General features: G+C 59.9%; 19 protein-coding genes and 1 tRNA gene. 12 read left to right on the top strand and 8 right to left on the bottom strand.

Going from position 1 to position 16,694, the window contains the following annotated elements; translation table 11 throughout:
* Nucleotides 1–11: 11 nt before the first annotated feature.
* The 4 genes from BN1012_RS13045 (at nt 12) to BN1012_RS13060 (ending at nt 3,106) form a co-directional block, all read left to right on the top strand.
* On the top strand, nt 12–803 hold the full coding sequence (locus BN1012_RS13045; RefSeq protein WP_043949935.1) for a glutathione S-transferase family protein: 792 nt from the start codon (nt 12–14) through the stop codon (nt 801–803).
* Nucleotides 804–833: 30 nt separating this feature from the next.
* Nucleotides 834–1,751 carry a glutathione S-transferase family protein gene (locus tag BN1012_RS13050; protein WP_043949936.1) on the top strand — a complete coding sequence of 306 codons (918 nt, stop codon included), beginning with the start codon at nt 834–836 and terminating at the stop codon, nt 1,749–1,751.
* A gap of 94 nt (nt 1,752–1,845) precedes the next feature.
* Complete coding sequence (locus tag BN1012_RS13055) at nt 1,846–2,415, top strand: hypothetical protein (RefSeq protein WP_043949937.1); 570 nt, start codon at nt 1,846–1,848, stop codon at nt 2,413–2,415.
* Between the two features lie 49 nt (nt 2,416–2,464).
* Nucleotides 2,465–3,106 carry a hypothetical protein gene (locus BN1012_RS13060; protein ID WP_052535298.1) on the top strand — a complete coding sequence of 214 codons (642 nt, stop codon included), beginning with the start codon at nt 2,465–2,467 and terminating at the stop codon, nt 3,104–3,106.
* Here BN1012_RS13060 and BN1012_RS13065 read toward each other — a convergent pair.
* Entirely contained in the window at nt 3,084–3,554 is a 471-nt protein-coding gene (locus BN1012_RS13065; protein WP_043951080.1) for a DM13 domain-containing protein, read from the bottom strand. The genes BN1012_RS13060 and BN1012_RS13065 overlap by 23 nt on opposite strands.
* Before the next feature lie 116 nt (nt 3,555–3,670).
* Nucleotides 3,671–4,699, bottom strand: a complete 1,029-nt coding sequence (locus BN1012_RS13070; protein WP_043949939.1) for a zinc-binding dehydrogenase — start codon at nt 4,697–4,699, stop codon at nt 3,671–3,673.
* A 186-nt stretch (nt 4,700–4,885) separates the two neighbouring features.
* On the opposite strand from BN1012_RS13070, the gene BN1012_RS17720 reads away from it, so the two are divergent.
* Together BN1012_RS17720 and BN1012_RS13080 are read left to right on the top strand one after the other, a co-directional pair.
* Nucleotides 4,886–5,443 (top strand): TetR/AcrR family transcriptional regulator, encoded by a 558-nt coding sequence (locus BN1012_RS17720; protein ID WP_275450973.1) that lies wholly within the window; start codon nt 4,886–4,888, stop codon nt 5,441–5,443.
* A 33-nt stretch (nt 5,444–5,476) separates the two neighbouring features.
* Nucleotides 5,477–6,667, top strand: a complete 1,191-nt coding sequence (locus tag BN1012_RS13080) for an LLM class flavin-dependent oxidoreductase (RefSeq protein ID WP_043949940.1) — start codon at nt 5,477–5,479, stop codon at nt 6,665–6,667.
* 163 nt (nt 6,668–6,830) lie between these two features.
* Here the strand turns inward: BN1012_RS13080 and BN1012_RS13085 are convergent, their stop codons facing one another.
* Nucleotides 6,831–8,753 carry a long-chain-acyl-CoA synthetase gene (locus tag BN1012_RS13085; protein ID WP_320408861.1) on the bottom strand — a complete coding sequence of 641 codons (1,923 nt, stop codon included), beginning with the start codon at nt 8,751–8,753 and terminating at the stop codon, nt 6,831–6,833.
* Between BN1012_RS13085 and BN1012_RS13090 the strand changes: the two genes are divergently transcribed.
* Nucleotides 8,738–8,998, top strand: a complete 261-nt coding sequence (locus tag BN1012_RS13090; RefSeq protein WP_043951083.1) for a sulfurtransferase TusA family protein — start codon at nt 8,738–8,740, stop codon at nt 8,996–8,998. The genes BN1012_RS13085 and BN1012_RS13090 overlap by 16 nt on opposite strands.
* Here the strand turns inward: BN1012_RS13090 and BN1012_RS17655 are convergent.
* Entirely contained in the window at nt 8,995–9,630 is a 636-nt protein-coding gene (locus BN1012_RS17655) for a GNAT family N-acetyltransferase (protein WP_171815970.1), read from the bottom strand. The genes BN1012_RS13090 and BN1012_RS17655 overlap by 4 nt on opposite strands.
* Before the next feature lie 184 nt (nt 9,631–9,814).
* Here BN1012_RS17655 and BN1012_RS17045 point away from each other — a divergent pair, with 184 nt between their 5' ends.
* Entirely contained in the window at nt 9,815–10,474 is a 660-nt protein-coding gene (locus BN1012_RS17045) for a TetR/AcrR family transcriptional regulator (RefSeq protein WP_052535303.1), read from the top strand.
* Here the strand turns inward: BN1012_RS17045 and BN1012_RS17050 are convergent.
* Nucleotides 10,471–10,887, bottom strand: a complete 417-nt coding sequence (locus BN1012_RS17050; RefSeq protein WP_052535305.1) for a hypothetical protein — start codon at nt 10,885–10,887, stop codon at nt 10,471–10,473. The two genes, BN1012_RS17045 and BN1012_RS17050, sit on opposite strands and share 4 nt — an antisense overlap.
* A gap of 257 nt (nt 10,888–11,144) precedes the next feature.
* On the opposite strand from BN1012_RS17050, the gene BN1012_RS13110 reads away from it, so the two are divergent.
* Nucleotides 11,145–11,819, top strand: coding sequence for a protein tyrosine phosphatase family protein (locus BN1012_RS13110; protein WP_043949943.1), 675 nt, complete (start codon nt 11,145–11,147; stop codon nt 11,817–11,819).
* 288 nt (nt 11,820–12,107) lie between these two features.
* On the opposite strand, the gene BN1012_RS13115 is transcribed toward BN1012_RS13110, so the two are convergent.
* The gene (locus BN1012_RS13115; RefSeq protein ID WP_244442902.1) at nt 12,108–13,976 is read right to left on the bottom strand and encodes an ABC transporter ATP-binding protein; all 1,869 of its coding nucleotides are present in this window, start codon (nt 13,974–13,976) and stop codon (nt 12,108–12,110) included.
* Nucleotides 13,977–14,103: 127 nt separating this feature from the next.
* A tRNA-Leu gene (locus tag BN1012_RS13120) sits at nt 14,104–14,190 on the bottom strand.
* A gap of 217 nt (nt 14,191–14,407) precedes the next feature.
* Here BN1012_RS13120 and BN1012_RS13125 point away from each other — a divergent pair.
* Genes BN1012_RS13125 through BN1012_RS13135 form a run of 3 tightly spaced genes read left to right on the top strand, consistent with a single transcriptional unit; the run spans nt 14,408 to nt 16,126 of the window.
* Nucleotides 14,408–15,016, top strand: coding sequence for an exopolysaccharide biosynthesis protein (locus BN1012_RS13125; protein ID WP_171815971.1), 609 nt, complete (start codon nt 14,408–14,410; stop codon nt 15,014–15,016).
* A 4-nt stretch (nt 15,017–15,020) separates the two neighbouring features.
* Entirely contained in the window at nt 15,021–15,548 is a 528-nt protein-coding gene (locus BN1012_RS13130) for a disulfide bond formation protein B (protein ID WP_043949945.1), read from the top strand.
* Nucleotides 15,545–16,126, top strand: a complete 582-nt coding sequence (locus tag BN1012_RS13135) for a demethoxyubiquinone hydroxylase family protein (RefSeq protein WP_052535307.1) — start codon at nt 15,545–15,547, stop codon at nt 16,124–16,126. Before BN1012_RS13130 ends, BN1012_RS13135 begins: the two co-directional genes overlap by 4 nt.
* Before the next feature lie 16 nt (nt 16,127–16,142).
* Here the strand turns inward: BN1012_RS13135 and BN1012_RS13140 are convergent, their stop codons facing one another.
* Nucleotides 16,143–16,691: an HNH endonuclease gene (locus BN1012_RS13140; protein ID WP_043951087.1), complete on the bottom strand. Its 549-nt coding sequence runs from the start codon at nt 16,689–16,691 to the stop codon at nt 16,143–16,145.
* Between the last annotated feature and the right edge of the window lie 3 nt (nt 16,692–16,694).

The following is a 16,694-nucleotide window of genomic DNA, read 5'->3' on the forward strand; positions in this document are numbered from 1 at the left end:
AGGCCAAGCCCATGGCAGACGTCACGATCTACGAACACCCGCTCTCGCCCTATGCCCAGAAGTGCAAGATCGCCCTGCGCGAGAAAGGCGTCGCGTTCGCGGCAAAGCTGCCGGACTCGATCGGCACCGGCCTTGCCGGCGGCGAGTTTCGTGACGCGTCCCCGCGCATCGAAGTGCCCGCACTCATCCACGGCGACGTGACGATCTTCGAGTCGACCGTCATTCTTGAATACATCGAGGAAACCTGGCCGGACCCGGCACTGCTGCTCAAAGAGCCTGCAGCCCGCGCCCATGCGCGCATGCTGGAGGAGATGATGGACACCCACTACGAAGCCATCACCTGGGCCCTGGGCGAAATCCATTTCTTCAAGCGCGCAACCGGCGCCGCCGCCGACCGCCTGACCGCCGCTGCCGCCGAACAGCTGGCCCAGGCCCATGCCTGGCTTGAAAAACACCTCGGCGACAATCAGTGGTTCGGTGGCCGCACCATTGGCTATGCCGACTGCGCCATTGCACCGCTGGTAAATGGCGCGGCGGGCTTCGACCTTGGCCCCAAGCCCGGCACGCCGCTGGGCCAGTGGCTGGTGCGCGCCAATGCCCGGCCATCAATTGAAGAAACCCAGACCGAAGCCGTCGCCTCCCTCAGCGACATGGCGCAGGTCGGCGATCTCATTTCAACCGGCCAGTTCAAACGTCAGTACCGCGATCACCGCCTTGAGTGGATGGTCCGCTCCGGTGGCCTCGACATCGTGGTCGACGGCATCAAGAACGACACCATTCGTTTCGTCTGGCCCTTCGCGTAAATCCTTCATCCGCCTCCGGAGACAACTCACATGTCCGACAAGATCATTTTCCATCAGTACGAAATCTCGCCCTTCTCTGAAAAAGTGCGGATCATCTTCGGCATCAAGGGCATTGAGTGGCACGCGGTTGACCAGCCCGTCATCATGCCCAAGCCGGACCTCGTGTGCCTGACCGGCGGCTACCGCAAGATCCCGGTGATGCAGATCGGTGCAGACATCTATTGCGACAGCCAGATCATCGTCCGCGAGCTGGAGCGCCGCTTCCCCACAACAGCCCTGCCGGACGGAAACGGACTGGGCGCGGCACTCGGCTTTTGGACAGACCGCGAAGTCTTCCAGGCCAATGTCGCCATCACCTTCGGCAGCATCGGTGAGCATGTGGATGAAAGCTTCAAGAAAGACCGCGAGGCGCTCTCAGGCCGTTCGTTCAATACGGACGAGATGAAACAGGCTGTTCCCATCATGCTCGAACAGATGCGCGCCCATCTGGCGATGCTGGAAAGCCAGCTTGCGGATGGACGCAAGTTTCTGCTCGGCGACAAGCCCGGCCTTACGGATGCCTCCGCCTACTACAACATCTGGTTTGCCCGCGCTGCCAACCCGGATGGCGGCGATCTGTTTGACAGTTTCAAGGCCGTGCAGGCGTGGGAACTGCGCGTGCGCAATATCGGCCACGGCACCCGCCACGAAATGAGCACTGAAGACGCCATTGCCATCGCGAAGGACGCCACCAGCACAGCCTACGAGCAGGAAGACCCCCACGAGCCAAACGGCCTCAAGCCCGGCATGGCCGTGCAGGTCATGGCCGACGACTATGGCCGCGACCCGATAGCAGGCACGCTCGTCTCCTCAAGCGCCAGCCAAATCGCCATCAGGCGCAGCGACGACCGCGTCGGCGAAGTCGTCGTCCACTTCCCACGGGCGGGCTTCTGGGTTCTGCCGGGCTAAAAAAGCCGACCGCCTGCCGATCAGGTGCCCTACACAAGATGTGCTATACTCCGCTCAACGCCTGCAAAGAAGGTGGGTAACGGGGGGACACGGAATGAACCGTCTGGGCCGACTGGCAGGAATCGCCGTCATTGCATCCATGCTTGCGACACCCGCTTCGGCGTGCGGCGGCGCTGTCATGCTGGCCATGCTGTTCAACATCTTCCCGGAAGCCGAAGGCGTTCTTCAGGCCGAAGTGGCTGAATCCGAGAAGGGATCCCTGCACGGCGACAGATGGACACCCGAAACCGGGCAACTGCAACATGAGTGGCGCGCCGACAAGACTAGCGTCACTGTTGCGGCTCTCGATGAGCGTCTGGAAGGCCTGTCAGCCGGACCGCACATCGATGGCAGCGCGCATATCCTGCTGATCCACGAATTCCGCTGGCTGGAACTGACAGCGAGCACCGGTGGCCCAAGTGCAGACCTACGCGGCATCAGCCTTGAAGGCGAAGGCCCACGATTCTTCACAACACGTTATGTGATCGACAATCTGCTGGCAGGAACACTCACCTGGGATGACGCGCTTGGCCGCGGCCTGATCCGCTCAGCCGCCCCCATGGAAGAACAGGCCCCGTGGCTCGGCGTCCTGCATGCCGCCCTGGCCCAGGCACCACGCAGCTAGAGACGGTATGGCTCCACCCAAAGATCGGCAGAATGGAGGAGCCCACCATTTGGCGGTAGCCGCGCTTGTTGCATTCATCGTCGGCTTGGCAAGCCTTCAGGAATCGCTTGCCACGACTTACTCCGTGGAATTCCAGCACCGGCACGATGTATCCGACATGGTCGCCGTCATCAAAGTCACTTCATCCACTAAACGGAAAACGGATTGGGATACTTGCGGCTTTCAATATGAGGCAACCGTGATAGAGCACATCCGACCTCTACAAGGCCAACCAGCGCCTACGCAGATCACCTTTGGGCGACATGCTTCCTTGAGAGTCGGTGAGCAGTATCTGCTGTTCCTGAAGCACTGGAACGAACCTGACACTTGGTTGAGAGACTTTTACGCTCAGCCAGAGCACAGCAGGATAACCATCCCGGGAAAGGCAGACGGTCTAGAGCTTGCTGAATGTGGCGGATTGATACCGGGGCTGCAGTTTGATCACATCGCGCTTGGACACCGCGTTGATCAGGAGTTTCTATTCAGCCACCCGGCAGCCTTCTATAAGATCCCCAAAGGGATAAAAGTGCGACAGGTGGGAAGCAATGTCGTTGCAATACATGCGGGCGCGCTGCTCCATTATCTGAGATCACTCGGCACCCCGTCAAAAGGCGATTCCAATTTAAGCTCTACTGATACTCTGCAGCCGTGATGAATTCGCCAAAGCTCTCGCACCACACGATGACGGTGGAGTAGTCGGCGACATTCACACCTTCGGGCACATCCACCAGAAACCCGTCAAAGGTCTTCACGCTGCCAATGCGCTTGGCAGAGGCCTTGATGCGTTCAAAGCCTGCTTCATCCTCGACGAATTCGGAGGCCAGATACAGCTGATAGTCCGGTCCCGGAGCAAGCGCACCTGTGTGCACCACCTGTGTCGGCGTGATGCTGACGGTGCCTTCGCCCCAATGCAGGAAGTCGCTGCCCGCCAGCTCGCGGGTGAACTCAGCTTCATACACCGCCGACTTGGCGCTTTCAGCCAGAACGGTTTCGCCCGGCCCCTCAGGCGCGGTGAGAATGGGCAGCAGATAGATACCAAGAGCAAAACCAACGGCGAGCGCGCCGCCATGTGTTCCGGCAAGAATGATCCAACGAAGCATGATTTTATCCCCCATGCGGTAGACTGTTTGTGTCGATAAACATCGCCACGCAGGCGGCATCACGCAACCCACGCCGCTTCACACTTCAGCAGGCCTTCCGTGAACAGGCGTGATCGCTACGCGGGCTTCAGCATCACCTTACACTGGTCGCTGGGTGTGCGCAGCGCTTCAAATGCATCTGGAAACGCGTCAAATCCCACCCGATGCGTCACCAGATGCTCAACCTTGAGCCGGTCATTGGCCATGAAGGACAACACCGTGTCCCAGTCGCGCGGCTCATAGCCGAGCACGAACTGCACACCAACCTCTTTCATGATCGCCACCATCGGCATCATCTGGTCCTGCTGCTGGCACACGCCAACCACCACCACACGGCCTTTTGGTTTCACAAAATCAATCGCCTGCTGAACCATGCCGGGAATGCCCACAGCTTCGATCACTACGTCAGGCATCATGGCGCCGGTAAGTTCGGCGAACTGCTCCAGCACATTGCCCTTGGCATCAATGGTGCCCGTGGCACCCACGCTTTCAGCCAAAGCCCGGCGCTGGTCCGTCATCTCACTGACAATGACATTGGCCGCACCCATGCGCTGGGCAAAGGCAATGCTCGCCAGGCCAATGGGCCCCGCACCCAGCACCAGCACATTGTCGCCCGAGCGCATCTCAGCCCTGTTCACCGCATGCAGGCCAACGGCCAGCGGTTCCACAAGCGCACCCATTTCATAGGAGACGGCTTCCGGCAGTTTCTTGGTCTGGGTCACGCCCACCCGCACATATTCGGCATAGGCGCCGGGCACCACACCAAGGCCGATGGTCTGTACATCAGACCGCAACCACGGTTCGATGTCTTCCTGCCCTGCCGGTGGGATCGGCGGCACGATGATCGGCAGCGCCGTTACCCGGTCACCTTCGGCAAATCGCCCGGCGATCTGGGTACCAAGGCCCACAACCTCGCCTGAAAACTCGTGCCCCATCACCGTGTTGCCGGGCAGCACAAACGGCCCATGCTCGGTGCAGTGAAGGTCGGAACCACAAATGCCGCAGGCCTGAACCTTCAAAACCAGCTCATGCGGGCCGGGGTCCGGCGACGCCACCTCACCAATGGTCAGCGGCTTGCCTGCCTCGTGAAAAATGGCGGCTTTCATGGCGCAACTCCCTCCATCGCGTTTTCTTTTTGTCGTTTCTAACTCTGACTTTGACTCAAAGCGTCAGCGAAAACTAGACTGGAGTCTATAAATCCTAGAACGCAGGGACCCGGGGCAATTTCAACATCCTCAACCACCAAGACGGGCGACAAACGCACCCAGCGCAAGGCCCGCACCCGGCGTCACATCTTTGATGCAGCCATGCAGCTTTTTGCCGAGCGCAGCTTTGACGCCGTGCGCATCGAGGAAATCTGCGAGGCCGCCGGCATTGCCAAGGCGACGTTCTTTCTGCACTTCGCCAGTAAGGCAGCGCTCATTGAGCAGTTCAATGCCCAACTGGTGGATCGCCTGCAAAGCGACCTTGCCGCAGCACCTGACACAGCCAACAGCGCCGAGCAGCGCCTGCGCCTTTTCGTGCGTCTGCTGGTGGACGAATACGAAGCCAATGCGGGCGTCATGCGCCAGATGGCCCGTGAGTTCGTCAACCAGACCGATCTCGTGTCAGCTGCTGAAAGCGCCAACCGCGAAGTGGTGGATGTCGTCGAAAACATCATCGCCGATGGGCAGGCGTCCGGTGAGTTTGCCGCCATCAACGATCCGTCCCTAGCTGCCACCGCGCTTATTTCCACCTGGGGGGCTTTCACCGTTCGCTGGTCAGGCCCCGGCACCCAGGTCGATATCGCCAAACTGCACGATGATCTTCTGAACCTGATACTCGGCGGCCTCAGGCCCCGCACCCAATAAGAAACCAAAAAACCGCACACGGAGGAAATAACAATGGCCCAGGCCCAATCACGCAAGAAGCGCAACGGCATCTTTCTGGCCCCCTTCCACCCCCTGGATGAAGACCCCACGCTCTGCATCCAGCGCGATATGGAACTGATCGAACATCTCGATCGCATCGGCTATGACGAAGCCTGGATCGGCGAGCATCACTCAGCCGGCTATGAAATCATTGCCTCGCCGGAAGTGTTCATTGCGGGCGTCGCCGAACGCACCAGCCGCATCAAGCTGGGCACAGGCGTCATTTCGCTGCCCTATCACCACCCGCTGACCACGGCCAACCGCATCATCCAGCTCGACCATCAGACCAAGGGCCGCATCATGTTTGGCGCAGGCCCCGGCCTGCTGCCGTCCGACGCCATGATGCTGGGCATTGAGGTGGCCAAGCAGCGGCCGCGCATGGTGGAAGCGCTCGACGTGATCATGCGCCTGTTCAATGGCGAGACGGTCACCGAGGAAACCGAATGGTACAAGCTGGAAAAAGCCCGCCTGCAACTGACGCCTTACTCCAGCCCGCACCCTGAAGTCGCCGTGGCAAGTTCCGTGACACCATCCGGCGGCAAGCTCGCTGGCAAATACGGTTTGGGTATGCTGTGCGTCGCTGCCACCAATGAAGGCGGCTATGACGCTCTGGGCATCAACTGGCAAGTGGCGCAGGAAGTGGCCAAGGAACATGGCCGCACCATGGACCCGGACTGCATGCGCCTTGTCGGCCCGATCCACATCGCTGAAACAAAAGAAAAGGCGATGGAGAATGTGAAGTTCGGCTTCCACAAATGGTCCGACTACTTCAACTCCATCAACCCGATGGCTGCCCCCAACGCCGACAAGAACAAGGACCCGCTGGACGCCATGATTGAAAGCGGTCAGGGCATTGTCGGCACACCGGAAGATGCCATCGCCCAGATCAAGCGCCTGGAAGAAAAGATGCCAGGCTTTGGCTGCTTCCTGCAGCTGGCGCACAACTGGGCCGACTTCGACAACACCAAGAAGTCCTACGAGCTGTGGCAGCGTCACGTGACGCCGGAAATCGAAAAGATGAACGACGCTCGCCGCGAAAGCTTCGGCTGGGCCACTGACAATGCAGAGGAGTTCATCGGTCAGGCCATGTCAGCCGCCATGACCACCATCCAGCAGCATTACGAAGACGAAGAGAAAAAGAAGTCTCAGACGGCTGCTGAATAACGCAAAACCGTAGCCCCGGACTCGATCCGGGGCCCACTCGCCGACGCTGTACTGTAAGCCGCTGCGAGTAGACTCCGGGTCAGGCCCGGAGACACGGACCGGGAAACAAAAAAGGGCGGCAGTTGAAACTGCCGCCCTTCTTTATGCCTGAGGTTCAGAAATCCTAGAGCTTCAGCGTGCCCGTCTGGATTTCGTCGTAAAGCGGCTTGGTCAGATGCACATATTTCTTCTCGCGCGGATCGAAGAAGTAGATCGGGTCTTCGATTGTATCGGGATCAAAACCTTCCTTCACGAGATCCACCTTGCGGTGCTTGAACGTGCCGGTGATCTCCACCTCAGGCTGCAGCCGCACAAAGACCGGCTGCGAGTAGGCAGGAAGGTTGGCATCCAGATGCGCCTTGAACTTGTCCCAGTCCAGGTCGCCAGCAACCACCATGGACACCATGCCCGCACGGCCGTCCATACCGTTGATCGCCATGCCATACACATTGGCTTCGGAAATACCCGGGAACACGGAAATGGCTTCAGCCACTTCGGATGTCGCCACGTTTTCGCCCTTCCAGCGGAACGTGTCACCGATCCGGTCCATGAAGTAGAAGTAGCCCTTCTTGTCCTGCTTCAGCAGGTCGCCGGACCGGAACCACTTGTCGCCCTTCTCGAACACGTCGCGAAGGATCTTCTTTTCCGTCGCCTTGGCATCCGCATAGCCGTCAAACCGACCTGTCGGCTTGGACGGGTCATCAACAATCTTGCCGATGGCCTCGCCCACCTCACCTGGCTGGCAGGCAACACACAGACCATCAGGTCCACGCACAGGTTCTTCGTTCTCAACGTCGAACTTCACGATTTCCACATTGAAGGTGTTCTTGGCATAGCCCGGAATTCGGCCCACGGAGCCGACCGTGCCGTCATAGTTCATCAGCGCGATGTTGCCTTCCGTCGCACCGTAGAACTCGGTGATATGCGGAATCTTGAACCGCTTCTGGAACGGCTCCCAGATTTCCGGACGCAGGCCATTGCCCACCGCCATGCGAACCTTGTGCTTGTTTTCGCCCGGCTTTTCTTCCGAGTTCAGCAGGTAGCGGCACAGCTCACCGATATACTGGATCAGTGTCGCGTCATACTTGGCGCAGTCAGACCAGAACTGGCTGGCAGAGAATTTGCGCTTCACGATGACGGAGCCACCAACGGTAAGCGTCGTGCCCACGGCACACACGCCCCCCGCAGAGTGATAGAGCGGCAGCACCACATACATGCGGTCTTTTTCAGTCGCATTGGCCGCAGCGGAAAAGCCGCCGGCCATGGTCTGCAAGCGGAAATGCGTGATCTTCGCAGCCTTCGGCAGACCCGTCGTGCCGGAGGTGTAGATGTAAAGCGCGTTGTCTTCCTGCTTCAGATCCTTGCGGGTATCCGCAGGAAGCGGCTCAGCAGAATAAAGATCAAGCGCAGAGCTCAGATCTTCAGCACCCTGAACAGAGCCGCCTTCAATCCACGGCTTGATGTCGCGGTCAAAATGCTCTTTGGCGCCAAAGAAATTGTCTGCCAGCGATGATTCAACAATGCAGTGATCAGCGCCTGAAATGTTCAGGCAGTGGCCAAGCCCCATGCCTGTGAGGTTTGTGTTGATCAGGGCAGCGGTCGCGCCCATTTTCACAATACCAAGCCAGGCTACGATGTATTCGGGCTTGTTTTCCATGAGCAGCGCCACGGCATCACCCTTGCGGGCACCCGACGCCAGCGCCCAGCGGGCATAGCGGTTGGCGCGCTCATTGAGCTGCGCATAGGTCATCGTGCTGCCGTCTTCGCCATAGATGGCGATGTTGTTCGGCTTTGTGGCAGCGATATTTTCGATGATATCTGCCCAGGTGCGCGTCGGGTTCTTCTGAATGTCCTTCAGGCGGCCGAGCGTGCGCACGGCGCTACGCAGATAGGTGACTTCTTTTCCAATTCGATTTAGCACGTGTGTCCTCCCAAGACGTTGCCTGCGATATAGAGGCTTCACCGTTTTCTGGTCAAGCAGAACCGGACGCAAACAGCGCAAAAGACGTAGAGACTGTAAGGGTTTACGCCGTGACCAAGGCTGCACAGGGTGAAATTGATGCAATCGGCCTGCTTTGCCCCCTGCCGGTGCTGAAGCTGCAAAAGGCCCTGCGCGCCCTGAAGCCCGGCCAGCAGGTGACCTTGCTGGCCACAGACCCCGCCTCCCGCATCGACGTCCCGCATTTTTGCGCACAGGCCGGTCATCGGGTCATCGAGACCAGACAGGACAATGAAACACTTATCTACCTGGTGGAATGCGGCGCGGCACCCACGGCCGAAAAAGACGCCTAGCGGTCTCCCGCCAGCCATTCATCCGCCAGCAGCGCATACATCAAGACGTTGTGCCACTCGCCTTCAATGCGTTCCGCCCGCAACAACGTACCTTCGTGACGCATCCCCAGCCGCTCCAGCAGCCGCCGGGACGCCTTGTTGCTTTCAAGGCAGCGTGCCCACACCCGGTTGAGCGGCCAGTGCTCAAAAATGTGCGCGGTCAAAGCCTGCACTGCTTCAAACGCAAATCCACCGCCCCAGTAGTCTGAATGCAGCACATAGCCGATTTCAGCATTGCCCAGCCGGATGTCATCAAGATGAATGGACACCGCCCCAATTGCCTTGCCGCCCGGCAGACCCAGCGCCAGATCGTACCGCAGGCGCGGGTTTGCACCCTGCTGGGTCATGAACTCCGCCAGCGTCGCGCGGGACTGTTCCACCGAATTGGGGCCCCACAGCAGATGCTTGGTGACCTCCCGGCGTTCTGAATAGGCATGCAGGGCGCCCAGATCGCCGGGCACAAAATCGCGAATGACCAGCCGCCGGCTGCGCATGGGCAGCGCCAGCGTGGGATAGATCTGCGATTGCCCGGGTGATTCCTGTTCACGGGAAACAGACGATGCAGGCGCAGGTTTGGCGGCGGAAGAACTCATGAAGCTGGTCAGATCCCCTTGGAACAGGCTCACGACGCTACCCGTTTGGCGCCAAACTTGCCAATGACCGTCCCGCGCGGGCATAACCCGCCTAGGCGCTGCGTGCGGGGGCAAGCCACCAAAGCCCGACCCACAAGGCATTCTAAGGATTGGCCCGCAAGGCCAGATCAGGACCAGGGCAGATATGGCCAGCGAGACAAAGACACAAACAGCCCCCCGGCGGGTCAGGCGCACGGGCGAAGAAGCCCGACGACTGATTCTCGACGCGGCTGAAAAGCGTCTCGCCTCCAATGGCCCTGAAGGCATCCGTCTGCAGGATATCGCCAAGGATGTGGGCATTTCCCACCCGGCCATCCTGCACCACTTCCAAAGCCGCGAAGGTCTGGTGGCAGCGCTGGTTGAGCGCACCATGCGCCATCTGCGCGAGGCCTTGTTCGGGGTGATTGAAAAAGGTCAGTCCGGCCCGGTTGATACCGGCGCCATGATGGATGAGGTCTTTGCCACCCTGTCAGACAAGGGCCATGCCCGCCTGCTGGCGTGGCTGACCCTGACGGGCCGCGTTGACGCGGAGCCTGAAGGTGCGGAAAAAGGCAGCGGCACCCAGATGCTCAGTGAACTGACGGCCCTGGTGCATGAAGCCAGCGTCAAGCAGGCCGAAGCCGCAGGACGCCCGGGACCGCAGATTGAAGATACGCGGTTCTATATGCTGCTGGCGGCTATCACCGCCTTTGGCGAGGCCATCGTCGGCAGGCAGATGTATGCCGCCGCAGGTCTGGGTGACGACCCTAAGGCCGCCACCCAGTTTCGCGAACGCCTGAAGACGCTGCTAAATCCTGGCTATTAGCGGCCTCTGACCGCGTCAATCGACAGCATGTCCTCGTCGCGGAACGCCCACATCACCAATGTGCCGAAGAACACGATCAGCGACGGGAAGAACAGGATCTGCACATTGTCCTGACCAAAAATGAGTCCCAGCGGGTCAATCAGCGACGGCCACACGGCAGCAGCCCCAAGCCCAAGCACGATGATCATGGCTGGAAAAGCCAGCCCCCGGAACAACCCGAGAATGACCAGCAGGCCCAGCAGCGCCTGAGCAATCCCCAGCACCAGAATGAGCGTCTCACCGCTCAGCATGCCGCCGTAATATTTGTCGGACACGCCAATGGCCGCCTCCGGTGCGCCCAGCTTCACAGCGGCCCAGATCAAGATGAGCAGGCCCAGGCCCACGCGCAGCAGCAACAGACTTATCGATTTCATGGATTTATCCCCTTCAGTGTCTCAGCCGATTGACCGGCCTTTTTGTTTTCAGCGTTTCTTGTCTTCAGATGTATGCCGCCGGGAAATGGGTACGCCCCCGGCGGTCTTGCAAATCACGGTTTGCGGAACGCGCGTGATATGAGCCCGAAGCAGTCTCCCCGAACGGCTTTCAATCTGCCGCCCAATCCCTATAGTGCGCCGCAATATGGCTGGATGTTCCTGCCAGTCGTACACACCCTACCCGGACCTGTACCTTCATGGCCATCGATCGCACAGCGGACAATCTGTCGACCTTCGGCAAGCGCTTTCGCACCTATATGGACATGATCTTTGTGGATCATGGGTTCGTCCGCCTGTTGATTGCCAAGGCGTCGCCCATCACCCAGCGCGCCTGGCGCTCCGGCCAGCCCTGGCCCTACCAGGTGAAGCAGGCCAAAGAGCGCGGCATCAAGACCATTCTTAATCTGCGCGGCGCCCGCAACTGCGGCTCCTATGTGCTGGAGCGCGAGGCGTGTGAAAAATACGGCATCACCCTGATTGATATGCCACTGGAAAGTCGCGGCGCCCCACAGGTCGATCGTCTCAACCGCGCCCGGGAAATTTTTAGCACCATCGAGTACCCGGTCCTCATGCACTGCAAGTCAGGCGCGGACCGCGCCGGCATCGGGTCAGCGCTCTATCAGATGCTGAAGGAAGGCCAGACAGTGACTGAGGCCAAGAGCCAGCTCTCCCTGCGCTACGGCCATGTCCGCCAGGCCAAGACCGGCGTGCTGGATGCATTCTTGGAAGAGTACGAAGCCCGCAACGCCCGTGAGCCCATCGATTTCATGACATGGGTGAACACGGAATATGACCGCGAAGGCCTCAACGGAAAGTTCCAGCACATGAAATCGATGGATATCCTCGTCGACTTCATCCTGCGCCGCGAGTAGCAGCTCGGAATGGCTTGTCCGGATAAACCGGACAAGGACAATTGAGCGGTCGGGGGAGAGGTGACGTGCTTTTGCTTGCGGGCCACCCAAGCCGTATCTCCGGACTTGATCCGGAGCCTACTCGCCAACAATCAACTGCACAGCAACCAAGAGTGGACCCAGGATCAAGTCCGGGGATGCGGATTTGTGCACCGCCGGCATTTCCCAGCCATCGCCCTCCTCCTCCTTGACGACCCGTCAGCCCTCCGATGTGCCCGGAGGGGTAGGATCCATTCAGTTTCGCAACACCTACTGCGCGGCGTCCGTCGCACTTTCGTCGGAGAAATACTGCATTTTGCACAGGCGCGCATAGAGCTTGTCCGCCGCGACCAGTTCATCATGACTGCCAAGCTCAACGACCCGGCCTTTTTCCATGACGCAGATCATGTCCGCCTCGCGCACGGTCGCAAGACGATGCGCAATCACGATGGTCGTGCGGCCCTTGCGCAGAACTTCCAGCGCGTCCTGCACCTTGCGTTCGCTCTCCGCGTCCAGCGCACTGGTCGCTTCGTCCAGCAGCAAAATCGGTGCGTCCCGCAGCACGGCACGGGCCAGAGCAATCCGCTGCCGCTGGCCACCTGACAGTTTGACACCACGGTCACCCACAACAGTGTCATAGCCTTCAGGCATGGCTTCGATAAAGTCATCCGCAGCGGCCACCTTGGCAGCCGCGCGAATGTCTTCGTCACTGGCGTCCAGTCGCCCGAACGCAATGTTGGCGCGCACGCTGTCATTGAACATGGTCACGTCCTGACTGACGATCGCCATTTCCTTGCGCAGGCTCGCCAGCGTCACATGCTTCACGTCCTGTCCGTCAATGGTCACGCTGCCCGATGTCGCGTCATACAAACGCGGTATGAGATTGATGACAGTGGTCTTGCCCGCGCCAGACGGGCCAACCAGCGCCACCGTCGTCCCCGGCGCCACATCCAGCGAGAAATCCATCAGTGCCGGCGCACCCTCATCATATTTGAAGCCGACGCCGTTAAAGCTGACCTTGCCTTCGCGAACCTCAAGCGGCTTGGCATCTGCATCGTCCTGAATGCTCGGCTCTTCATCAAGCAGCGCAAACACGCGCTGCACCGCTGCCATGCTTTCCTGGAACACCACGTGCAACGTCCCAAGCGCCCGCGCCGATGGGGCCATGATCGCAAGGGCTGCGATGAAGCCGGTGAAATCACCAACGGTGCCCGACCCTTCAAATATGCGCCACACGCTGAACCACAGCACGCCCGCAATCGCGATACCGCCAAGAATTTCCATGGTCGGGTCAACGCGCGCGCGCCCGCGCACCAGTTTCATGGTCCAGCCATACAGGCCTTCAAAAAACGAACCGGAGCGTTCGCGTTCATAGTCTTCCAACCCATAGGTCTTGACCATGCGCGCACCGGACAGACTTTCATTCAACAGCGCCGTCATGTCACCCAGATAGGCCTGCGCGTCCGCGGACACCTTGCGCATCCGCTTGCCCAGCGCCGATATGGGCGCCGCCGCCAGGGGCAGGATCACCAGCACGACAATCGCCAGCAGCCAATCCATATAGACCATCGCCGCCGCCACACCGAGGATCGTCAGCACATCGCGCACCGCATTGGTCAGCACACGCATCAACCCTTCACGCACAACGCTCACATCATTTGTGAAGCGGGACAGATAGCGCCCGGTCGCTTCTCGATTGAGGCGCGCAAGGTCGGAGGTCAGCAGCCGGTTGAACATTGCGATCTGCATCTTTTGCAGCACCCGCAGCACAATCGAGCTGGTGACAACAGTCTGGAAATAAAGCGAGATGGACTTGATGACGACAACGCCCACCACCAGCAGCGGCACGTAAAACACATCGGCGTTGCGGTCGTTGGCCATGTCCAGCGTCTGCTGGATCAACACCGGGTAGATACTTGTCGTGGCCGCAACCAGCGCCATCAGCACAAGCGCACCCACCACACGGGATTTTTGGTGCGCCATCCACAAGCGCCAGACGCGCAGAGCCAATTGCTTGTTGTTTGGAATGGACGTCTCAGTCACCACACCATCCACCGATGGACCTTCAGCGGGCGATGCGTCCGCGGGCTCACTGGCAATCTCAGGGGATGTCGTATGGGTCTGGCTATCGGTCGCCAAAATGGTCTCCAGCCGGGGCTATATCCGGTTCAGGCCCGCATCTTGGGCCAGCCCGTACCTTAACCCAGAATGTGGCAGCTATGGGTAAACGCACGGATCATGTGCCACAGCCGCCCAAAAGCTTTCGTGGTGCCCCTGGCCGGACTCGAACCAGCACGGAGTTACCCCCAACAGATTTTGAGTCTGTCGCGTCTACCAATTCCGCCACAGGGGCCCAAGAAAGGATCATAAAGACGCCACGAAAGGAGCGGCATCATAGGCACCCCGCCTGCAAGGTCAATCGGAGTATTTACCCCTTTTGTGCACACTCTTGGGTACCCTCTTGGGCAACCTGCGGCATCGCCACCAATCGACGCCCTCAATTCACCCTGATAATTTGTGAAACCATGACGCACATCGCCACCCACAAGCCGCCCCACAATGACGGGCAAATGAGTGACAAGCAGACGTCGCAGCTGCTGGATGAGGCCATTGCCTCGTTCGACAGCGAGACAGTGCCTCTGGGCGCCCTTGTCGATGTGCTGGCTGAACGTGCCTTCGGCATGGTGCTGCTGGTGCTGGCCCTGCCCTGCGCCATTCCGTTTCTCTATGGCGTGCCACAAATCATGTCGCTGCCCATGGTGTTTGTCGCCGTACAGCTGGCCGCGGGCCGCCGCACCCTGTGGCTGCCCCAGAGCCTGCGCAACCGCACCCTCAAGAAAGACAGCCTCACCGACATGATGAACAAGGCGCGCCCCTGGCTGCGCCGGTTTGAACGGTTCAGCCGTCTGCGTCTTCAGTTCATGACCAAGCGGCCCATGGAACAGGTCATCGGCCTGCTGTTCATCCTGTTCTCGCTCACCATCATGATACCCCTGCCCCTCACCAACACGATTCCCGGCGCTGCCATTGTGATTGCCTCATTGGGCTTCATCGAGCGCGACGGCATTCTGGTCTTCCTCGGCACCGCCCTTGGCACCGCCTGGGTCATCGTTCTCATGAGCCTTGCCGGCGGCGCTGCCGCGCTTATTTCTGACGCCGTCAATTCGGTGGGCCTGTAATTTGATGACCACCCTCCTCACGCTCATTCCCCCACGCCGGGCCATTCTTGTGGCCCTTGCCGGCACCATTGCCACGATTTTGGGGTTCCTGTTCTTTGAGCATGTGCTGGGCTACGTCCCCTGCGCCCTGTGCTATGAGCAGCGCTGGCCATTCTACAATGCCCTGCCGCTGTTGCTGGTGACCCTGGTCGTGTCCCGCGAGGCCAATCTGGGCCGCTGGCCCACATGGTTGATGACCGGTATCGGCTTCATCTTTGTGGTGAGCGCCATCCTCGGGCTGCGCCACGCAGGCGTTGAGTGGGACTGGTGGGAAGGCCCCGCCGACTGTGGCAGCGGCGGCGGCGTTTCGGGATCCATTGAGGACTTCAACGCCGCCCTGTCCGGCAACATCACCATTGTCCCCTGCGACAAAGCCGCATGGCGATTCCTTGGTTTGTCGCTTGCGGGATATAATTTCCTTATCTCCCTCGCCCTTGCGGCAGTGAGTTTCATACCCGCCTACGCCGCCCGCAAAGAAAGGCATGCCTCATGACGTCATCACCTAAAAAGATGAGCACCGCTGATCTGGCCGGCAACAGCGTCATCCAGCGCCGCCTGCACGAAATGATCCGTGTGGACCACGCAGGCGAAGCAGGCGCGGTGCGCATCTATGAAGGCCAGCTTGCCGTCTTCCGTGCGGCCAAGCCCCGCGCCAAGATTGTCCGCGACCTCGAGCACATGGCCGAGGACGAAGCTGTTCATCTGGATGCCTTCAACAAGGTCGTGGCCGACCGTGGCGTCCGCCCGGCTTTGCTCAACCCTGTCTGGGGGGCCGCTGGATATGCCATGGGCGTCGCCACAGCCCTGATGGGCGAAAAAGCCGCCCATGCGTGCACGGCGGCCGTCGAAGAAGTGATCGACGAGCACTACCAGGATCAGGTCCGCGAGCTGGAGAGCGAGCCCGCCGAAAGCGAGTTACGCGACATGGTGGAAAAATTCCGCGAGGAAGAAGTCGCCCACAAGGAAAAGGCGCTGGCCGAAGGCGCCGAAGAAGCACCCGGCTATCCGGTGCTCTCAGGCGCCATCAAAGCCGCCTGCCGACTGGCCATCCGCGTATCGGAAAAAGTCTGACGCCTAGAGTCTCGGCCTACGGCTCAAGCTCGCTATCCCAGTAGAGATAGTCCTGCCAGCTTTCGTGCAGATAGTTTGGCGGAAACGCCCGGCCATTGTGATGCAGCTCATGCACCGTTGGACGAATGGGCGCGTCATACGGAATCATGCCGATCTCCGTCGACAGCCGGTTGGCCTTGCGCAGATTACAGGGTGAACACGCCGCCACCACATTGTCCCATGTGGTCTGGCCACCGCGCGACCGCGGAATGACATGGTCAAAGGTGAGTTCCGTGCGTTCGCCGCAATACTGGCAGCTGAACCGGTCCCGCAAAAACACGTTGAATCGCGTAAAGGCGGGATACTTCGCCGGCTTCACATAGGTCTTGAGAGACACCACGCTGGGCAGCTTCATCTCCGCCGTCGGGCTGTGCACGGCGCGGTCGTAGTGATCAAGAATGTTCACCCGGTCCAGAAACACCGCCTTGATGGTGTCCTGCCAGGACCACAGCGACAATGGGTAATAGCTAAGCGGGCGATAGTCTGCGTTGAGTACCAGCGCGGGACATGCCTCCGGAGACACCATCCT

This window comes from Candidatus Phaeomarinobacter ectocarpi (assembly GCF_000689395.1).
GTDB lineage: Bacteria > Pseudomonadota > Alphaproteobacteria > CGMCC-115125 > CGMCC-115125 > Pyruvatibacter > Pyruvatibacter ectocarpi.